The sequence below is a fragment of the Fictibacillus iocasae genome (assembly GCF_042665465.1).
In the GTDB taxonomy this organism is placed as follows: Bacteria; Bacillota; Bacilli; order Bacillales; family Fictibacillaceae; genus Fictibacillus; species Fictibacillus iocasae.
This window is the reverse complement of the sequence record NZ_JBHTCP010000014.1, coordinates 114,068-130,888: the sequence shown is the minus strand read 5'-3', so window position 1 is coordinate 130,888 and position 16,821 is coordinate 114,068. Positions and strand designations below refer to the sequence as shown.

Sequence of the window (16,821 nt, the reverse complement as noted above, 5' to 3'; positions counted from 1 at the left end):
ACAAAACCTATACAAAACATACTTCTATGTATCACCACAATATATTAGACGTATTACCCGATTAAAAGTTTCACTAAACCTAAAAAAATAAAAACCTTTTTGATGAAGTGAGACAGGACTCCATCCATTGCTCTAAAAAGACGAAAAAATGCGTAAGAAAGCTTGGCTGACGCCAAGCCAATAAGTCAGCCTTAGCTGCACGTATACTGACTGTGTAGAAGACCTTCACTTTTAAAAAGTTATCCCTTTTAAAAGAAATAAAAAAACAGCTCAAGCATCTCATAACGATGCTTGAGCCAAGTGAATTTGTCAGGCACTTGCCTTCCTTATCGATGAAGCAGGTCCTTTCCGGTTCAAGCCCGGAGTTAAATTTTTTAAATTTTTCTTCAGCATCTCTTTTAACAGCTCGCGCTTGCTTTTCTTCTTACGGTCTTTATTTTTCATTTTGCATACATCCTCCTTTTCGTGTGATAAGGAAAATTATTCTGCAATATGTGAGCTCCCCTTTGCGGAAGGTTTCATCGTTAGTACTTCAGCTGCAGACTGATATTTTTCTCCGTATAGCTCAACATCTTTATACGTGTGTATCTCATTATACGTCTTTTTCATGTTTTCATAAATAGCTTTCTCAGAATCTTCTCGCGGGGTCCAGTAAAGAATCTCCATTTCGTTCACTTTTCCTGTTGCGAGAGATCGCCTGCGGTATCCGATTGCCGCTGCATGTTTGAATCCCTCTCGCTTATAGAACCTCTGCCGCTTTTCTGTGTCACTGTCTTCGTAATCTACTGGCTCAACCTCTAAAAGGATCGGTTTTCCTCTTTCCTTCAGCTTCTCTAAAAGCTCATGCCCTATTCCTTTACCTCTCGCTTCCTTAGAAACAAATAGATAATCAATAAATATAAAGTCCTCCAGCTCTACATACATTAGAACATGATACTTCCCTTCGTCTTTATGGTATATCTCTCCTTTTTCTTTTAGAAGCAATTCCATGTGTTCTCTCGATTTCATCTCTTCAATAGGGAAATATTGATTCAGCTTTTCATACCAGTTCATTTATCCACTCACCTCTTTTTATTTACTTTCCCCTCTTTCTAACTTCTTTATCATTGTTTACAATAGAATTAGCATGATTTTCTTCTTATTATAAAGGAGGTAACAATGAAGGAATACCTCACAGACTTTGCTCTTTTGTCACTATGCTTGATCGGTCTAACAGCATTGATGGGAACCATATCTCGATTTATTGCTCAGCTGCTTTTTGGCGGCAAGAGAAAAGATTTCTTCCTAACAAAGTCGCAAGGTTATCAACAAAACTGGAAGAAAGTTGAACGCCGTGATATTTAGCTTGTAAAAACAGCCTATTCTTGGCTGTTTTTTTACTGCCGCAAAGAAAAAACGGTATAATAGACAAGGGAATCTACATAAAGAGGTGTAACTATGCATTCTAACCTTCGCAGTTTCATCAGCATGCTTCAAAAAGAAAAAGAAATCATCACAATCAGTCAAGAAGTCGATCCGTACCTGGAATTACCTGAACTTCACAGAAGAGTGATTGATGAACAAGGGCCAGCTCTATTGTTCACGAACGTTAAAGGAAAAAATACACCGGTTGTCACGAACTTGTTCGGTACGATTCGACGCGTGGACATGGCTTTCGGACCAAAACCAGAAAATATCGTAAAAGACCTCGTGTCTTCCATTGATGAACTAATGCCACCTACCTTCTCTGCTCTTTGGAAGAGAAAAGGATTATTAAAAGATGTTGCCAGTCTTGGCACTAAAACCGTGTCAAATAAAAACGCACCGATCAACGAGATATCAACAACATCATTTAACATGCAGGATCTGCCAGCTTTAACGGGATGGCATCTTGATTCCAACCCCTTTGTCACGTTGCCTCTCGTTTACACAGAGCACCCAGACAAGCATGAGCATAACCTTGGTATGTACAGAATCGAGATAAAAGAGCCTAAAAAGACGGGCATACATTGGCAGATCCATAAAGGCGGAGGCTTTCATTATCATGCCGCTGAGCAAAGAAACGAAGCTCTGCCTGTTACACTCTTTTTAGGAGGTCCACCTGCCTTAATGATCAGTGCGATCGCACCACTTCCTGAAGCCGTTCCTGAGCTGATGTTCTCGTCGCTTCTTATGGGAGAGAAGCTGAAGATGACAAACGTAGCTGGGCATCCGCATCCGCTAATCGCTGAAGCGGAGTTTGCGTTCGGCGGCCATGTTCCTCCGCATGTGAGGGAGCCTGAAGGGCCTTTCGGCGACCATTATGGCTATTATTCTTGGGCGCACGATTTCCCTATCTTCAATGTAGAAAAAATGTGGCGAAGGAAAGATGCGATCTATCCTGCAACCGTTGTAGGAAAACCTCGGCAGGAGGATTATTTTATCGGCGAATACCTGCAGCGTCTTATGAGCCCGCTGTTCCCAGTCGTGATGAATGGCGTTCGTGATCTATGGACATACGCAGAAACAGGATTTCACGCTTTAGCTGGAGCAGTTGTGCGGGAATCTTATTATAAAGAAGGGCTGGCACATGCCTTCCGTATAATGGGCGAAGGGCAGCTTACGCTGACAAAGTTTCTAATGGTCACAAATAAACCGGTCAACCTGCAAAATTTCAGCGAATTGCTTGAAGGAGTGCTTGAACGCTTCCTGCCTGAGCGAGACCTTCTTATCATTCATGATACATCGATGGATACCCTGGACTATACAGGCCGCAAGTTCAACACTGGCTCCAAAGCTATCATGACAGGCTTAGGTGAGCCGGTTAGAGAGCTCCCAAGAGCTTATCATGGCGGCCCTGTTGGAAGGGCAGACAACGTTGAAGTGTTTTGCGGCGGATGTTTGTGTGTCTCAGGCCCTACATTCGAAGAAGCGCCAGATTATGCAGAGGAACTGCTAAAGTCGACCGTAAGTTCTTTTGAAGAGTGGCCGCTTGTTATATTAGTAGACGATGCTTCGATAGCACGTGAACAATCATCCTTCCTATGGACGGTGTTCACACGTTTCGATCCTGCTTATGATGTACATGCTAAAGGAACGATCGATCGCAACCGTGTGAGATACGAAGGCACGATCATCATTGATGCCCGAATGAAACCATTCTATCCTCCTGTAGTTGAAACAAGAGAAGACATTAAAAACCTTGTCGACAGCCGTTGGACAGAATACTTTAAAAGCTGAGAGAATGCCTCTCAGCTTTTTATATTGATTACATGTAACAAAAATGGTATATTATTTAGAAATACATTTTTTCAGGAAAGGAGATCTTGCTAATGAGAAACGTGACACTCACGCAAATATTTGAACACCCTTACGCTCAAAAGTATATGAAGCGCGCTGGTATTGTACATGCCGTATCCACTGCTTATCATGCATTTCATATTGCAAAAAAGAACGGCGCCGACGCCGATTCTGCTGCAAAGGCTGCTCTGCTACATGATATCGGTCATTACACATGGTACAATAACGGAACGTGGGATTATGACCTGTATAAAGAAAATGATATTCATGCCATTAAAGGAGCCGAACGAGCACATAAGCTATTAGTGCGACTTGGCGAAGAGCCGAAAAAGGCCAAGGAGATTGCGCTGGCTATTTTGCTGCATACCGATTCCTACCTCCCAGACCACTCAATTGTGCGCACACCTCTTCAAGAAGCGGTAGCTAAAGCGGACGAAATGGACGAAGAACCCGGCGGAATGCATCATTATCGGAAAACGAATGACGAAAAAGTGTTAAGAATGCTGGAAAAACTAGACAGAATGATCGAGAATGAAATGTCAGACCAAACAATAAAGCACTCTGTTTCCTGAATCGCAGGAAATAAGAGTGCTTCTTTGTTTGGTTTAATAATGGATATATCCGATAGCATTAACGCCTGAATACGTCCCGATCGTGCTTCCAAAACGCGTAAAAGAAACGTCTTTAAAGGATTCCAGGTTCAAAGTATCACTGAACTCCTTCAAAACCTCTTCCTTAGAAGGCAAGGAATGGATGATAAACAGCTTTTTGTCTGGATTTTGCGAACGCCATTCCTGAATCATTTCGTTAAGCTTAGAAACTCCTTTTTTCCTGCCTCTAAACTTTGCAACGGTTTCAACTACTCCATCATGAATGGAGATAAGCGGTTTAATGTTAAGAAAATCAGCGATAGCGCCTTGTACAGCCGAAATTCTTCCGCCTTTTTTAAGGTTTTCAAGTGTCTCAAGCAAAACATAAGCAGTAAGGCTCTTTTTATCTTCTGATAGAACTGAAGCGATTTCATCCGTATTTTTGCCTTCCTTAGCTAGGGCTACTGCTTTTTCATACAGGACATGAACACCTCCGGAAGCCGTTCCAGTTTCAAAAATGTGGACCCTGTTTTGGTCCTCCTCTTTCAGCATGCTTTTAGCAAGTGTCGCACTTTGAACCGTACCGCTTAAGTTCGAGGAGATTCCTAAGTAAAAAACATCGTATCCTTGGTCAATTTGGTTTTGAAACGTATCTAAAAAAGACTGAGGCGACGGCTGGCTCGTTTTCGGAAGCTCGTTCTCCGCACCCATTCTATTATAAAATTCGTTTTCAGATATATTTACTCCGTCAAGATAGTGGTCATCTCCAAATTGAACGTTTAATGGAACGATTGCAAGAGGATATCCTTCGATTGGGTCGATACGATAATCACTGGCACTATCAAGAACAAATGAAAATTTCATAATTCGACAACTCCATTTCATACTGCATAGACATATATCTCTGTACATATTGATTGCACAAAACGATTATGAATCCGCTTTTATACCTCTATTTTAACATAAAAAGACCTCCTGATATACAGGAGATCATTTTTATCAGCCTATTAGTTCTGTTTCATGGCTTCCTCATCGTAAAGGTGGCAAGCAACCCAGTGCCCTTCGCGCGCTTCAAGCCATTTAGGCTCAAGAGCGGCACATACGTCCATAGCATGCGGACAGCGTGTGCGGAAACGGCATCCGCTAGGCGAATTAATTGGTGATGGCACATCGCCTTCAAGGATAATACGCTCACGGCTTCGTTCTACTTCCGGATCTGGAACAGGGATTGCCGAAAGCAAAGCTTGAGTATACGGGTGGAGCGGCTCTTCATACAGCTCATCACTGCCTGTCAATTCAACCATGTTTCCTAGGTACATTACACCTACACGGTCTGAGATGTGTTTGACCATGGAAAGGTCATGAGCAATAAACAAGTACGTTAAGCCACGCTCTTTCTGAAGCTTCATCATCAAGTTGACGACCTGAGCTTGAATGGATACGTCAAGAGCGGAAATCGGCTCATCGGCGATGATAAAGTCTGGATCGACTGCAAGTGCACGGGCAATCCCGATACGCTGGCGCTGTCCGCCAGAAAATTCGTGCGGGTAGCGGCTGGCATGGTCTTTGTTCAGACCAACGGTTTCCAGAAGTTCGAGCACACGATCTTCACGCTCTTTAGCATTCTTAGCAAGTCCGTGGATATCAATTCCCTCGGCAATAATGTCTTTGACGGTCATGCGCGGGTTAAGGGACGCATAAGGATCCTGAAAGATCATCTGCATCTTACGGTTAAACCTCTTCAGGTCCTTGCGGGACTTCTTATCATGTACGTCTTCGCCTTCATACAATACTTCGCCATCTGTCGCACCGTAAAGACGGATGATCGTACGTCCTGTTGTGGATTTACCGCACCCGGATTCTCCTACAAGGCCTAGTGTTTCACCTTTATAGATTTGAAACGATACGTTATCAACAGCTTTTAGAACCTGCTTTTTACCTACTTCGAAATATTTTTTCAGGCCTTTAACTTCTAACAATACTTCACGTTCTTGTACAGCCATTAACGAGCACCTCCTACTAATGCTTCTTCAGGCGGCTCTACTTTCGGTGCGCGCTCATCGAGCAGCCAGCACGCCGATTTCTGTGTAGAGGATACATCGAAGTAGCTTGGCATATGATCCACACAAACTTCCATCGCATATGGACAGCGGGCTGCGAAAGGGCAGCCTTTAGGCGGGTTCAGCAGATCTGGCGGAGTTCCCGGAATGGCCAGAAGGTCCTTAGAGTCCGCGTTCAGCTTAGGCATTGATGCCAATAGTCCCCACGTATAAGGATGCTTCGGGTTGTAGAAAATTTCGTCTACTGTTCCAGTTTCTACTATAGTACCGCCATACATAACTGCAACACGCTGTGCCAGGTTGGCAACTACACCAAGATCGTGAGTGATCAGGATAATCGCTGTACCTGTCTTTTCCTGCAAGTCACGCATAAGATCAAGAATCTGTGCCTGAATGGTAACATCAAGAGCTGTTGTAGGCTCATCCGCGATCAAAACTTTCGGGTTGCATGCTAGTGCGATTGCGATTACCACACGCTGTCTCATCCCCCCTGAAAACTGATGAGGATATTCATCCACACGAATTTCAGGATTTGGGATGCCAACTAGCTTCAGCAGGTTGATCGCACGCTCTTTCGCTTCGCTCTTTGACATGTTTTGATGCTTTCTCAGTCCTTCCATGATCTGCTTGCCTACTGTCATGGTCGGGTTAAGTGACGTCATCGGATCCTGAAAGATCATAGAAATTTCCGCACCACGGATTTTTTCCATCTCTCTTTCTGAAGCCTTGGCTAGATCTTTGCCTTCAAACAAGATCTTTCCTTCTTTAATTTTACTGGTTTTTTGCGGCAGCAATCGCATGACCGCCTTGGATGTAACCGATTTACCTGAACCGGATTCACCCACAATTGCCAGCGATTCTCCTTTTGCCAGCTGAAGACTGACGCCTCGGACAGCCTTTACCTCGCCGCCATATGTTTGAAAGGAGACGTGCACATTTTGCAATTCTAATAATTTCTCCATTTCATAACCCCCTATTTGCGCATCTTCGGATCCAATGCGTCACGCAAACCGTCCCCGAGCAAGTTAAAACTGATTAGCAGTATACACATGACAATTGATGGATAAATCGCAAGGTGCGGATAAATTCGAATCGAGCGGAATCCATCACTGATCAATGATCCAAGTGAAGCTGTCGGCGGCTGAATACCAAGCCCGATGAAGCTAAGAAACGCTTCAGCAAAGATGGCAGCCGGAATTGAAAACGTAATCGAGATAATAATGGTGCCGAGCACGTTCGGAAGCAAGTGCTTCGTGATCAGTCTTCCGTTTGTTGAACCGAGTGTTTTTGAAGATAAGACATATTCTTGGTGCTTCAGCTTCATGACCTGGCCGCGGACAAGACGAGCCATCCCTATCCAGCCGGTTGCTACGAGAGCAAGGGTGATGGATAGTACGCCAGGCTTCAGTACGATAATGAACAAGATTACTAGAATGAGGTAAGGAATCCCCATAAGGACTTCGACAAATCGCATCATGATATTGTCGACGCGCCCGCCATAAAAGCCTGAGATACCGCCATAGGTGACACCGATGATCAGTTCAATGGCAGCAGCTAAAAATGCAATGTATAAAGAGATTTGGGTACCTTTCCAAACACGGACCCATTGGTCACGGCCAAGTCCGTCTGTCCCGAACACAAAGTATTGATCCTTTGGAACATTTTTCATCTTATATTGATCCACTCCGCGGATATCAACACCGTTTAAGCCGAGGAATTCAACATTTTCAAGCATTTTAACTTTTGGCGGCAAATTGGCTCGCATCAGCTCTTGATCATTAAAGTCCCATTTGCTGAATACTGGAGCAATAAAAGCCATAAGCATGATGGCAACAATCGCGACAAGGCCGATAACGGCTCCGCGGTTTTTCTTTAGCCGGCGCCATGCATCTTGCCAAAAGCTAAGCGATGGCTTGCTGATTTCTTCACTTTTTTGTTTATCTTGCTTGGCAGGCTGGAACAGGTCATCTGTCAGCTTTTTCTCTATCATACTCATGGTTATTTCCCTCCTGCGATACGGATACGAGGATCGATTAGTCCGTAAAGAATGTCAACGACAAGAAGGATGACGACAATCAAAGCACTATAGAAAAGAGTGATGCCCATGATCGTCGGATAGTCGTTTACCATAATCGACTTTACGAACTGGTCGCCGATTCCAGGAATTGCAAAGATTCGCTCTACAACGAGTGAACCGGTAATAAGGTTGACCGCCAAAGGTCCAAGAATCGTAATGATTGGAATCATCGAGTTGCGGATACAGTGCTGCAGGATGACGACATTTTCGCTCATTCCTTTGGAACGTGCAGTCGTAATATAGTCCTGTCCAAGCACCTCAAGCATCTCTGTTCTCATAAATCGGGCAATGGTCGCGATTACCCCTACGGATAGTGACAGTGCCGGAAGTATATGGGTTTCTGGCCCCTCCCAAAAGGCTACAGGAAGCCACTGGGCCTTTACGCCTACAAAATACTGCAGCAGACCTGCGAGTACGAAGCTCGGCACTGCGATTCCGAAAACCGCGATAACCATAGCGCCGTAGTCAACAAACGTGTTGTGTCTCAGTGCTGCTGCAATTCCTAATAGCAGACCAACGATCGTGCCAAAAATGAGTGCTTCCATCCCTAAAGTGGCGGATGGGCTAATTCGGTCAACAATCATCCCTGATACTGTGCGGCCGTCATACTGGAACGTAATTCCTAAATCACCCTGTGCCAATTTCACTATATAATTCATGTATTGAACAGGCACCGGGTCATTTAACCCGTATTTTTCATTAAGCATATAACGCTGCTGCTCCGAAAGTCGGTCCTGGTTGTTAAAAGGAGAACCCGGAAGCAATTTCATCAAAAAGAATGTAAGTGTTGCGATGACGAACAACGTCAAAAGCATGTATCCAACACGCTTCAATACATATCGCAGCATTACACACACCTCCCCCAAATGTTTCACTAGTGTTTCAATTGATAACTTTCTGTAATCTCTATAGTAAGGGACAATTTACTATATAGCAATATAAATTTCTCTGTTTTTCGACAATTCTGGCATAAAGCCAATCTATTCTAAATCATGGAAAAAGAGAGCACATGTCAGGAACACATGCACTCTCCTGAGAAACCTATAATCTTACTTCTTGCCTTCGATATAAACCCACTTGTAAGATACGTCCGCACCGAATAGGTGGTTAACACGTTCCTTCACGTAAGGTTTTTGAAGTACTGCAGCACCACGCTGGTACATTGGAGAGATACCTTGATCTTCGAAGAGGATCTTCTCAGCTTCAAGCATCATTTCCCAACGCTTCTTCTCATCTGTTTCTTTCTTCGCATTTGTTACAAGCTCATCGTATTTCTTGTTAGAGTAACCCATTTGGTTATGAGCGCCATCAGTGATGAACATGTCGATGAATGTCATTGGATCCTGGTAGTCAGGGCCCCATCCAGCGAATGAGAAGTCATACTCGCCCTTGCTTTCGATTTCAAGCTTTTGCTTGAACGGCTGTGCCTTGATTTTTACTTTAAGGCCAGGAAGGTTCTTTTCAAGCTGTGACTGGATAAACTCACCGATCTTCTTAGAAGAATCAGAGTCATAGTTCAAAAGCTCAAGAGTGATTTCTTTCTTGCCAAGCTCTTTTAGACCTTTTTCAAAATGCTCTTTCGCTTTAGCAGCGTCAAATCCGCCAAAGTCACCGTTTGTCTTGCGGAAGTCTTCTCCGTCCTTAGAGAACGTGAAGTCAGATGGTACAAGGTAGTAAGCTGGCTTTGATCCATTGTTAAGGATAACATCAGTCATTGCCTTCTTGTCGTAACCCATGTCGATCGCTTTACGGATGTTTACGTTCTTAAGCGCTTCGTTCTTCTGGTTCAGACGAAGGAAGAACACAGTCGCTTCAGATTCAGTCGTGAAATCAGGGTTGTCTTTGAACTGGTCAACGAACTCAGCATCAAGGCCAGCACGATCAACTTGTCCAGTTTCATATAGGTTCACACCAGTTGCAGTGTCTTTTACGATCTTAAAGTTAATTTCGTCAAGCTTTACAGCATCTTTATCCCAATACTGGTCGTTTTTCTTTAACTGCCATCCTTCGTTGTGCTTCCATTCAGAAAGGACGAACGGTCCGTTGTAGATAAGTGTGTTAGCTTCAAGAGCGAACTTGTCGCCTTGTGATTTTGCAAACTTTTCGTTTTGCGGGTAGAATGTTGCGAATCCAGTAAGACCTAGGAAGTAAGGAGCCGGAGCTTCAAGTGTTACTTCTAGTGTCTTATCATCGATCGCTTTAACACCAAGCTGATCAACTTTTCCGTAAAGAGGGTCCTTGTCGTTTTGAATCGCGTTAGCGTTCTTAACCGGCCCCATGATGTACGCATACTCAGAAAGAGTATCAGGGTGAAGTGCTTTTCTCCAAGAGTAAACGAAGTCGTTGGCCGTTACAGGCTCGCCGTTGCTCCATTTTGCGTTTTCGTTAAGAGTGAATGTATAAACTGTTCCATCTTCAGAAACTTTGTGGTCTTTCGCCACACCTGGTGTTGGCTTTTGGTCTTTGTCTAGACGGTAAAGACCTTCAAATACGTTGTTCATAACTTCGAAAGATACAGAGTCAGTTGCTTGTGAAGAATCCATTGATGGAATCTCTTCTCCTTCAAGCAAGTTAAGCACCTGTGGTTCTGAAGGAGCTTTGTCCTTTTCTCCCGGTTTGTTCGCTGGCTTTTCTGATCCGCTTTCTTTGCCGCTGCACGCTGCAAGGAATACGCTCAGAATAAGTACGAGTGTCATTAGAAATGACCATTTTGACTTTTTCATGCGTTGACCTCCCCTTTATTTGTTGTTGCTTTATCGGATGAAAGTATCGTGAATTATCAGACATTTTCATCTACAAGTTCGATTATACAAGTTTTCTAACAATTGTGCATTTAATTTTTTTGCTCTTTTTACAAAAACCGCATGATATTTACGTTTACTTAACAAAAAATAGGTACAAAGAACTATATTGTAACAATAGAAAATCACCTCATTTACGCCTTATTTCTTACATTTTTTTCTAGACCTTTATTCCTGCATCCCACTTTTTTCTCTCTCTTCTCACTCTGCCGCAACAGATTTGTATCTCCTTATTGGCATCATTTTGATACAATAAACATGGCATCCAATTTTATTTGGATGTCGAGTCTCTGCCAAGTCATCCCTATTACCTATGGAGGTTTAATCATTTATGTCGAACATTGCATCGCGCTCGCTCTTGATTGCCAGTATACTGGCTTTAGGTAGTTTCCTTTTCTCTTTTTTCTTTTATCAAGAAATTTCTCTTTTACACTATATAAACACCCTGTTCATGGCTTCCCTTTTCGCCGCAATGGCTGGACTTGTCCTGTATATCCTGAAGGGCGGCCTGTTTGATCTCTTTGTTTACAGCTTCAAGAAAATGGTAAGACTGCTGACCAGGAACCCAAAATTTCACGAAATGACGATAGAAAGCGCCTTTTCACTTTCGGAGAATGTTAACACGGCCTATATGAAGCCTCTTCTCTATTCTGGGATCGGTATAGCTATCCTTACAACTATGGTTGCGTTTTTACTTTAATCTGTATATAATCTAAAAAACTAAAAAAATATTGCGATGATAAAGAGTAGTATATGATGTTGAAGCTTTCAGAGAGCCTGTGGATGGTGTGAACAGGCAGCGGATCACATAGAATGGACTTTGGAGCATCTCTGCCGAACGTTGGTTTCCTAGTAGGCCAGAGCGTGTATGTCCGCACGATACGAATTGGACAGCGCATAGATGGCTGTGCGTTTACAAGCGATTCAGTGTTTACTGAATAACAAGGGTGGCACCGCGGTCCATTCGTCCCTTATACAAGGGACGGATGGGCCTTTTTGTGTTGTATATTAATCATTAGGAGTGAGAAGGATGTCAGTTATTTTTTCAGGCATACAGCCAAGCGGGACGATTACGATCGGAAATTATTTAGGTGCACTAAGGCATTTCGTTGGTTATCAGAAAGAGCATGAATGTTATTTCTGTGTTGTTAACCAGCACGCGATTACTGTTCAGCAAGATCCTGCTGAACTGAAAAAGAACAGCAAAAAACTTGCCGCTCTATACTTGGCAGCAGGCATCAGTCCCGAAGACTCTACGCTGTTCATTCAATCAGAAGTGGCTGCACATACAAAGCTAGGATGGATTTTGCAATGTGTCTCTTATATAGGCGAGCTAGAGCGCATGACTCAATATAAAGACAAATCAAAAGGTAAAGAAGCTGTGTCAGCCGGCCTTCTCACCTATCCGCCTTTAATGGCTGCAGACATCCTCCTTTATGGAACAGATTTCGTTCCGGTCGGGGATGATCAGAAGCAGCATATTGAATTGACACGGGATATCGCCGAGCGCTTCAACAAAAAATACCGCGAAATCTTTACCATTCCACAGCCGCACATCGCCAAAGAAGGCGCGCGTATTATGAGCCTTGTCGACCCTTTGAAGAAAATGAGTAAATCCGATGAGAATGTCAATGCGTTTATCTCCATGCTGGATGATGAAAAGACGATCATGAAGAAAATAAAGCGAGCGACGACCGATTCTGATGGAGTGGTCGCGTACGACAAGGAAAACAAACCTGGCATTTCTAACTTATTAACCATTTACTCTTTATGCTCAGGTGAACCTGTTGAGTCACTTGTCCAGAAGTTTGAAGGCAAAGGGTACGGTGACTTTAAAGAGGCTGTTGCGAATGCCGTCATTTCAGTACTGAAGCCGATTCAAGAAAGGTATGAACACTATTTGCAATCATCAGAACTCGATAAAATCCTAGACGAAGGGGCTGCTAAAGCCGCCAGAAAAGCAGATAAGATGCTGAATAAAGCAGAACGAGCGATGGGGCTGGCACGGCACCGCATCTAAGACGGATAACCGAAAGAAAAGCAGCGGCTTGTGATGGCCGCTGCTTTTGTTAGGATTCAATTGACATGTGTTCCGTTTTCAAGCTCCCAAATTTTTTCGAAATATGGCTGTCCTTTTATGAGTCTTTCACACATCGCATAATGCTGGCTGGACCAGCCTGAGCGAAGTTCGTTATACAGAGCTTCCCATGCTTCGTCAAATTCCATACGCTGAATTTTGCCGTAGGCATTTGGTGTCCACTCTGTGCACCAATATCTCATCTCTGCTGTGTTTTTCGTTGTATGAAGCTGATCGAGCGCCATGAAGAGAAGCTGCTTCAATTGTCTTTCTTTCCGAGTCAACCCTCGCATATCTTCAGGATTTGGAGAAAGAATATGATATTCCTTCTCTTTTTCGGCCGTGAAGAAGCTGTAGCTCTGTACGCTCACTTGTTCTGCCATCTCAAATACAAGCTGCTCTTGACGTGGAATAAGCCGGCTCTTTCTTATTGGAATGCGGTATCCCATCGTATCAATCGTCATCGACTTCTTTTCATCAGTCATGATGAAGCAATGCTCAAGCTGCACTCTTTGGTTGTTCTTTCTTACATACGCCTTCTGATGCACTTCTTCTAACAAGGAATCTGGCAGCTCGTTCAAATCATTCTCGATATATGAAAACAGCAGGGAATCAATTTTAATAATGGGAACCTGGTCAAGCAGCTCGATATAATCATCTTTTCGCCATTCATGAAATTCACACACGTTATAACCGTTCTCTTCCCCTTCAAACCAGTTGACCCAAACATCGCGCAAGTACAGCATGAATACCCCTCACTTCTACTGTTTTGTTAAAAACAGTATAGTCAGAGGCTGTCCAATTTATTCTTTTTCTTCTTGATATTTCTTGTATCGTGTTTTCTTTTTTGAACGCGGCTTCATTGCCCCATAAACAAAAAGAAAGATACCGACAATAAGGAACAGCGTTTCCATTCGTGTTGCTGAAAAATGGAGGTAATCCCTTACACTAAGTCCTGCAGGAATGTAATTCAAGAAGAATACATTGGAAACCACACCGATCAGTGTGAGGATGAATCCTGCTGACAGTGCATAAAGCCTCAGCATACTATAAAAAGGGGGATCAAAACGATATTCAACCTAATCCCTCCACCGCTTTTTATTCACTGTATTCAGCAGCTATACAGATTATGATGCCAGATTTCAGCATACGAGAAGACCCTTTAAGAGGCAGCGCTTCTTTAAGGGTCTCGAATTAAAACTCTATTTTCTTGAAAACGAGTGAAGCATTATGTCCGCCAAAGCCGAGTGAATTAGACAATACCGCACGCACTTCCGCTTTTCTCGCTTTGTTCGGGACGTAGTCCAAATCACAGTCAGGATCTGGATTCTCGTAATTGATCGTCGGAGGAAGGATATTCTCTTGAATGGCTTTCACAGAAAAAATTGCCTCAATTCCGCCGGCCGCTCCTAGAAGATGGCCTGTCATTGATTTAGTTGAACTTACCGCAAGCTTGTAAGCATGCTGCCCAAAGGCTTCCTTTATCGCCATCGTCTCAAATTTATCATTGTACTCTGTGCTAGTTCCGTGGGCGTTTACATACGTGAAGTCTTCCGGTGCCAGTCCGCTGTCATCTATCGCCTGTTTCATCGCGCGCACTCCGCCTTCACCCCCAGGAGCCGGCTGTGTGATGTGGTAGGCATCTCCTGTCGCACCGTAGCCTGCGATTTCTGCATAAATTTTTGCTCCGCGCTTTTTGGCTGATTCATAATCTTCTAATACGAGAATACCCGCCCCTTCGCCAATAATGAAGCCTGTTCTTTGTGCATCGAACGGACGGCTTGCCGTTTTCGGATCTGGATTTAAAGACAATGCCCCTGCCTGGCAGAACCCTGCTAATGACATATCTGTGATCGGTGCTTCCGTTCCTCCTGTGATCATGACATCGGCATCGCCGCGCTGGATGACTTTAAACGCATCTCCAATCGAGTTGGCACCTGAAGCACAAGCGGTAACAGAGCAAGAGTTCATTCCTTTTGCACCCAGCATAATCGATACTTGACCTGCAGCCATATCAGGAATCATCATAGGGACGAAGAAAGGACTGACTCTGCGGTACCCTTTTTGCTCAAAAATACGAAACTGTTCTTCGTGTGTGTCCATACCGCCGATTCCCGAGCCGATCCACACCCCTACTCGCGGAGCGATCTCGTCCGTAATTTCAAGGTTTGCATCTTTAACTGCCATCTGAGAAGCAGCAACCGCAAACTGTGTGAAACGGTCCATTCTTCTAGCGTCACGCTTATCCATGAAATCTTCTGGATTAAAATCAGTAGCTTCTGCCGCAACTTTCACGGGAAATTTTTCTTTATCGCGGCGAGTAAGTTCTCCGACACCGCTTTTGCCTTCTATTATGTTTCTCCATGTTTCTTCAGCTGAATTTCCTAAAGGTGTTACGGCGCCAATTCCAGTTACTACGACTCTTCTTTTCATGACTAATTAACTCCTTTTTCTGTTAGGTTGCTATTTTCCCCATCGGATTGCTACGGCTCCCCAGGTGAGTCCGCCGCCAAAGCCTACTAAAACGATGAGATCATCATCTTTAATTTTACCATTTTCGAGCGATTCCTGAATGGCCATCGGAATCGATGCCGATGATGTGTTGCCAAACCGCTCGATAGTCGCCGCCATTTTTTCAACAGGAAGGCCCAGTCTTTCTCTTGCGGCTTCCATGATGCGAATATTCGCTTGGTGCGGTACAAGAAAGTCTACATCATCTTTAGTCAACCCTGCTTTTCCCACTACATTCAAGCATGACTCACCCATTTGTCTAACGGCAAACTTGAAAACCTCACGTCCGTTCATGACGATATTCTTTTCTTGATATAAGTGCTTCGCTCCTCTTCCGTCAGATCCGAGTTCAAATGACAGAATCCCCCTGCCTTCAGAAACCTCTGAAAGGATGGCAGCACCTGCTCCGTCGCCAAACAGCACAGCAGTGTTCCTGTCATCCCAGTCTGTGATGCGGGACAGCTTTTCTGCTCCTACAACAAGCACATTTTTATAAGTTCCTGTTTCAATAAACTGTTTTCCGATAACCATTGCATACATAAATCCAGCGCAAGCGGCGCTCACATCCATCGCTACAGCGGAGTGTGCTCCTATCCTCTCTTGTATAAGACAGCCGACTGAAGGAAACGGATTATCAGGCGTCACAGTGGCCACGATGATGCAGTCAATTTCTTCCCCTGTCATTTTGGCATTCTCAAGTGCCTGCTTGGCAGCAATTGCGGCCATGTGAGACGTGTTCATGCTTTCCTCCGCTATGCGCCTCTCTTTAATGCCTGTTCGCGTCCTGATCCATTCATCACTCGTATCCACCATTTTTTCTAAATCTTCGTTCGTCAGCACTTTTTCAGGAATGCAGCTCCCCATGCCAATAATTCCTACATTCATGTGATTACCCCTTTATAAAGAGATTGTCTTTTGTTTGGCATTTCCAACGTGTTAAGATATTGCTCCGTATTATTATCAAATATTATGACCTGGTACTAATTTTATGACAATGCGCTGTTTTTGTCTACTAGCACAGCACAAAAGATGCACAATTTTTAAAGACAGGACATATGATGCAGGGAAAACATATTGCTGAATTGAAAAAACGAGTTAGGAGTGGATACCATGCACTTTCCGCATCAAAGACCTACGATGTACCCTCCGTTGCCGCAGCAAAGCGTTCAGCAGCAGCCAGATGCTATGTATCACCGCAATGGCAGCATGCCGCCAATGCATCAATGGCCACCCATGCATAATATGAGGCAGGCTCCGTTTCAGCCTCCTATGCCTGGAGCATTTCCTAGGCCGTTCATGCATTCTTTCCGGACGAAGGAAGGTACGCTTGATTATAATAAAATTTTTTCGGTTATCGACCAGACAGTGAAAGTTGCACAGCAGATCTCCCCTTTATTCAGCGTATTCAAGAAAAAATAAAAAGCCATCCTAAGCGGATTGGCTTTTT

General features: G+C 43.9%; 18 protein-coding genes and 1 other annotated feature. Of the genes, 6 read left to right on the top strand and 12 right to left on the bottom strand.

The window, feature by feature from the left end; genetic code table 11:
• Positions 1 to 309: 309 nt before the first annotated feature.
• Together ACFQPF_RS08945 and ACFQPF_RS08940 are read right to left on the bottom strand one after the other, a co-directional pair.
• Positions 310 to 444, bottom strand: a complete 135-nt coding sequence (locus ACFQPF_RS08945; protein ID WP_379748741.1) for a hypothetical protein — start codon at positions 442 to 444, stop codon at positions 310 to 312.
• A gap of 36 nt (positions 445 to 480) precedes the next feature.
• Entirely contained in the window at positions 481 to 1,053 is a 573-nt protein-coding gene (locus ACFQPF_RS08940; protein ID WP_379748739.1) for a GNAT family N-acetyltransferase, read from the bottom strand.
• Between the two features lie 105 nt (positions 1,054 to 1,158).
• On the opposite strand from ACFQPF_RS08940, the gene ACFQPF_RS08935 reads away from it, so the two are divergent.
• From ACFQPF_RS08935 to ACFQPF_RS08925, 3 genes are all read left to right on the top strand, one after another.
• Entirely contained in the window at positions 1,159 to 1,344 is a 186-nt protein-coding gene (locus tag ACFQPF_RS08935) for a hypothetical protein (protein ID WP_379748737.1), read from the top strand.
• A gap of 93 nt (positions 1,345 to 1,437) precedes the next feature.
• A complete protein-coding gene (locus tag ACFQPF_RS08930; protein WP_379748735.1) occupies positions 1,438 to 3,198 on the top strand; it encodes a UbiD family decarboxylase in 1,761 nt (586 codons plus the stop codon).
• A 92-nt stretch (positions 3,199 to 3,290) separates the two neighbouring features.
• Positions 3,291 to 3,830, top strand: a complete 540-nt coding sequence (locus tag ACFQPF_RS08925) for an HD domain-containing protein (RefSeq protein ID WP_379748733.1) — start codon at positions 3,291 to 3,293, stop codon at positions 3,828 to 3,830.
• Between the two features lie 33 nt (positions 3,831 to 3,863).
• Here the strand turns inward: ACFQPF_RS08925 and ACFQPF_RS08920 are convergent, their stop codons facing one another.
• From ACFQPF_RS08920 to ACFQPF_RS08895, 6 genes are all read right to left on the bottom strand, one after another.
• Positions 3,864 to 4,712 carry a DegV family protein gene (locus tag ACFQPF_RS08920; protein ID WP_379748731.1) on the bottom strand — a complete coding sequence of 283 codons (849 nt, stop codon included), beginning with the start codon at positions 4,710 to 4,712 and terminating at the stop codon, positions 3,864 to 3,866.
• Positions 4,713 to 4,855: 143 nt separating this feature from the next.
• Complete coding sequence (locus ACFQPF_RS08915; protein ID WP_379748729.1) at positions 4,856 to 5,851, bottom strand: ABC transporter ATP-binding protein; 996 nt, start codon at positions 5,849 to 5,851, stop codon at positions 4,856 to 4,858.
• Positions 5,851 to 6,870, bottom strand: coding sequence for an ABC transporter ATP-binding protein (locus tag ACFQPF_RS08910; RefSeq protein ID WP_379748727.1), 1,020 nt, complete (start codon positions 6,868 to 6,870; stop codon positions 5,851 to 5,853). The genes ACFQPF_RS08915 and ACFQPF_RS08910 overlap by 1 nt, the downstream gene beginning before the upstream one ends.
• 11 nt (positions 6,871 to 6,881) lie before the next feature.
• A complete protein-coding gene (gene opp3C, locus ACFQPF_RS08905) occupies positions 6,882 to 7,904 on the bottom strand; it encodes an oligopeptide ABC transporter permease (protein WP_379748725.1) in 1,023 nt (340 codons plus the stop codon).
• A 2-nt stretch (positions 7,905 to 7,906) separates the two neighbouring features.
• On the bottom strand, positions 7,907 to 8,833 hold the full coding sequence (gene opp3b / locus ACFQPF_RS08900) for an oligopeptide ABC transporter permease (RefSeq protein WP_379748723.1): 927 nt from the start codon (positions 8,831 to 8,833) through the stop codon (positions 7,907 to 7,909).
• A 201-nt stretch (positions 8,834 to 9,034) separates the two neighbouring features.
• Positions 9,035 to 10,708, bottom strand: coding sequence for a peptide ABC transporter substrate-binding protein (locus ACFQPF_RS08895; RefSeq protein ID WP_379748721.1), 1,674 nt, complete (start codon positions 10,706 to 10,708; stop codon positions 9,035 to 9,037).
• 409 nt (positions 10,709 to 11,117) lie between these two features.
• Between ACFQPF_RS08895 and ACFQPF_RS08890 the strand changes: the two genes are divergently transcribed.
• Both ACFQPF_RS08890 and trpS read left to right on the top strand, forming a co-directional pair.
• A complete protein-coding gene (locus tag ACFQPF_RS08890) occupies positions 11,118 to 11,486 on the top strand; it encodes a DUF3899 domain-containing protein (RefSeq protein ID WP_379748719.1) in 369 nt (122 codons plus the stop codon).
• A 27-nt stretch (positions 11,487 to 11,513) separates the two neighbouring features.
• Positions 11,514 to 11,761, top strand: a binding site (T-box leader).
• A 55-nt stretch (positions 11,762 to 11,816) separates the two neighbouring features.
• Positions 11,817 to 12,806, top strand: a complete 990-nt coding sequence (trpS, locus tag ACFQPF_RS08885) for a tryptophan--tRNA ligase (protein WP_379748717.1) — start codon at positions 11,817 to 11,819, stop codon at positions 12,804 to 12,806.
• Positions 12,807 to 12,862: 56 nt separating this feature from the next.
• Here the strand turns inward: trpS and ACFQPF_RS08880 are convergent, their stop codons facing one another.
• The 4 genes from ACFQPF_RS08880 to ACFQPF_RS08870 all read right to left on the bottom strand — a co-directional run bounded on the left by ACFQPF_RS08880 (position 12,863) and on the right by ACFQPF_RS08870 (position 16,259).
• Positions 12,863 to 13,609: a YjbA family protein gene (locus tag ACFQPF_RS08880; RefSeq protein WP_379748715.1), complete on the bottom strand. Its 747-nt coding sequence runs from the start codon at positions 13,607 to 13,609 to the stop codon at positions 12,863 to 12,865.
• Positions 13,610 to 13,666: 57 nt separating this feature from the next.
• Positions 13,667 to 13,909 carry a YuzI family membrane protein gene (locus tag ACFQPF_RS18525; RefSeq protein ID WP_486599202.1) on the bottom strand — a complete coding sequence of 81 codons (243 nt, stop codon included), beginning with the start codon at positions 13,907 to 13,909 and terminating at the stop codon, positions 13,667 to 13,669.
• 148 nt (positions 13,910 to 14,057) lie between these two features.
• Positions 14,058 to 15,296: a beta-ketoacyl-ACP synthase II gene (fabF, locus tag ACFQPF_RS08875; RefSeq protein ID WP_379748713.1), complete on the bottom strand. Its 1,239-nt coding sequence runs from the start codon at positions 15,294 to 15,296 to the stop codon at positions 14,058 to 14,060.
• A 30-nt stretch (positions 15,297 to 15,326) separates the two neighbouring features.
• Positions 15,327 to 16,259, bottom strand: coding sequence for a beta-ketoacyl-ACP synthase III (locus ACFQPF_RS08870; RefSeq protein WP_379748711.1), 933 nt, complete (start codon positions 16,257 to 16,259; stop codon positions 15,327 to 15,329).
• Positions 16,260 to 16,484: 225 nt separating this feature from the next.
• Between ACFQPF_RS08870 and ACFQPF_RS08865 the strand changes: the two genes are divergently transcribed.
• Positions 16,485 to 16,793, top strand: a complete 309-nt coding sequence (locus ACFQPF_RS08865; protein WP_379748709.1) for a YppG family protein — start codon at positions 16,485 to 16,487, stop codon at positions 16,791 to 16,793.
• The last annotated feature ends 28 nt before the right edge of the window (positions 16,794 to 16,821 follow it).

Bases quoted from the DNA above. Each gene is read 5' to 3' on its own strand.
- ACFQPF_RS08945 (WP_379748741.1), bottom strand. From the start codon at position 444: ATGAAAAATAAAGACCGTAAGAAGAAAAGCAAGCGCGAGCTGTTAAAA.
- ACFQPF_RS08940 (WP_379748739.1), bottom strand. From the start codon at position 1,053: ATGAACTGGTATGAAAAGCTGAATCAATATTTCCCTATTGAAGAGATG.
- ACFQPF_RS08935 (WP_379748737.1), top strand. From the start codon at position 1,159: ATGAAGGAATACCTCACAGACTTTGCTCTTTTGTCACTATGCTTGATC.
- ACFQPF_RS08930 (WP_379748735.1), top strand. From the start codon at position 1,438: ATGCATTCTAACCTTCGCAGTTTCATCAGCATGCTTCAAAAAGAAAAA.
- ACFQPF_RS08925 (WP_379748733.1), top strand. From the start codon at position 3,291: ATGAGAAACGTGACACTCACGCAAATATTTGAACACCCTTACGCTCAA.
- ACFQPF_RS08920 (WP_379748731.1), bottom strand. From the start codon at position 4,712: ATGAAATTTTCATTTGTTCTTGATAGTGCCAGTGATTATCGTATCGAC.
- ACFQPF_RS08915 (WP_379748729.1), bottom strand. From the start codon at position 5,851: ATGGCTGTACAAGAACGTGAAGTATTGTTAGAAGTTAAAGGCCTGAAA.
- ACFQPF_RS08910 (WP_379748727.1), bottom strand. From the start codon at position 6,870: ATGGAGAAATTATTAGAATTGCAAAATGTGCACGTCTCCTTTCAAACA.
- opp3C (WP_379748725.1), bottom strand. From the start codon at position 7,904: ATGAGTATGATAGAGAAAAAGCTGACAGATGACCTGTTCCAGCCTGCC.
- opp3b (WP_379748723.1), bottom strand. From the start codon at position 8,833: ATGCTGCGATATGTATTGAAGCGTGTTGGATACATGCTTTTGACGTTG.
- ACFQPF_RS08895 (WP_379748721.1), bottom strand. From the start codon at position 10,708: ATGAAAAAGTCAAAATGGTCATTTCTAATGACACTCGTACTTATTCTG.
- ACFQPF_RS08890 (WP_379748719.1), top strand. From the start codon at position 11,118: ATGTCGAACATTGCATCGCGCTCGCTCTTGATTGCCAGTATACTGGCT.
- trpS (WP_379748717.1), top strand. From the start codon at position 11,817: ATGTCAGTTATTTTTTCAGGCATACAGCCAAGCGGGACGATTACGATC.
- ACFQPF_RS08880 (WP_379748715.1), bottom strand. From the start codon at position 13,609: ATGCTGTACTTGCGCGATGTTTGGGTCAACTGGTTTGAAGGGGAAGAG.
- ACFQPF_RS18525 (WP_486599202.1), bottom strand. From the start codon at position 13,909: ATGCTGAGGCTTTATGCACTGTCAGCAGGATTCATCCTCACACTGATC.
- fabF (WP_379748713.1), bottom strand. From the start codon at position 15,296: ATGAAAAGAAGAGTCGTAGTAACTGGAATTGGCGCCGTAACACCTTTA.
- ACFQPF_RS08870 (WP_379748711.1), bottom strand. From the start codon at position 16,259: ATGAATGTAGGAATTATTGGCATGGGGAGCTGCATTCCTGAAAAAGTG.
- ACFQPF_RS08865 (WP_379748709.1), top strand. From the start codon at position 16,485: ATGCACTTTCCGCATCAAAGACCTACGATGTACCCTCCGTTGCCGCAG.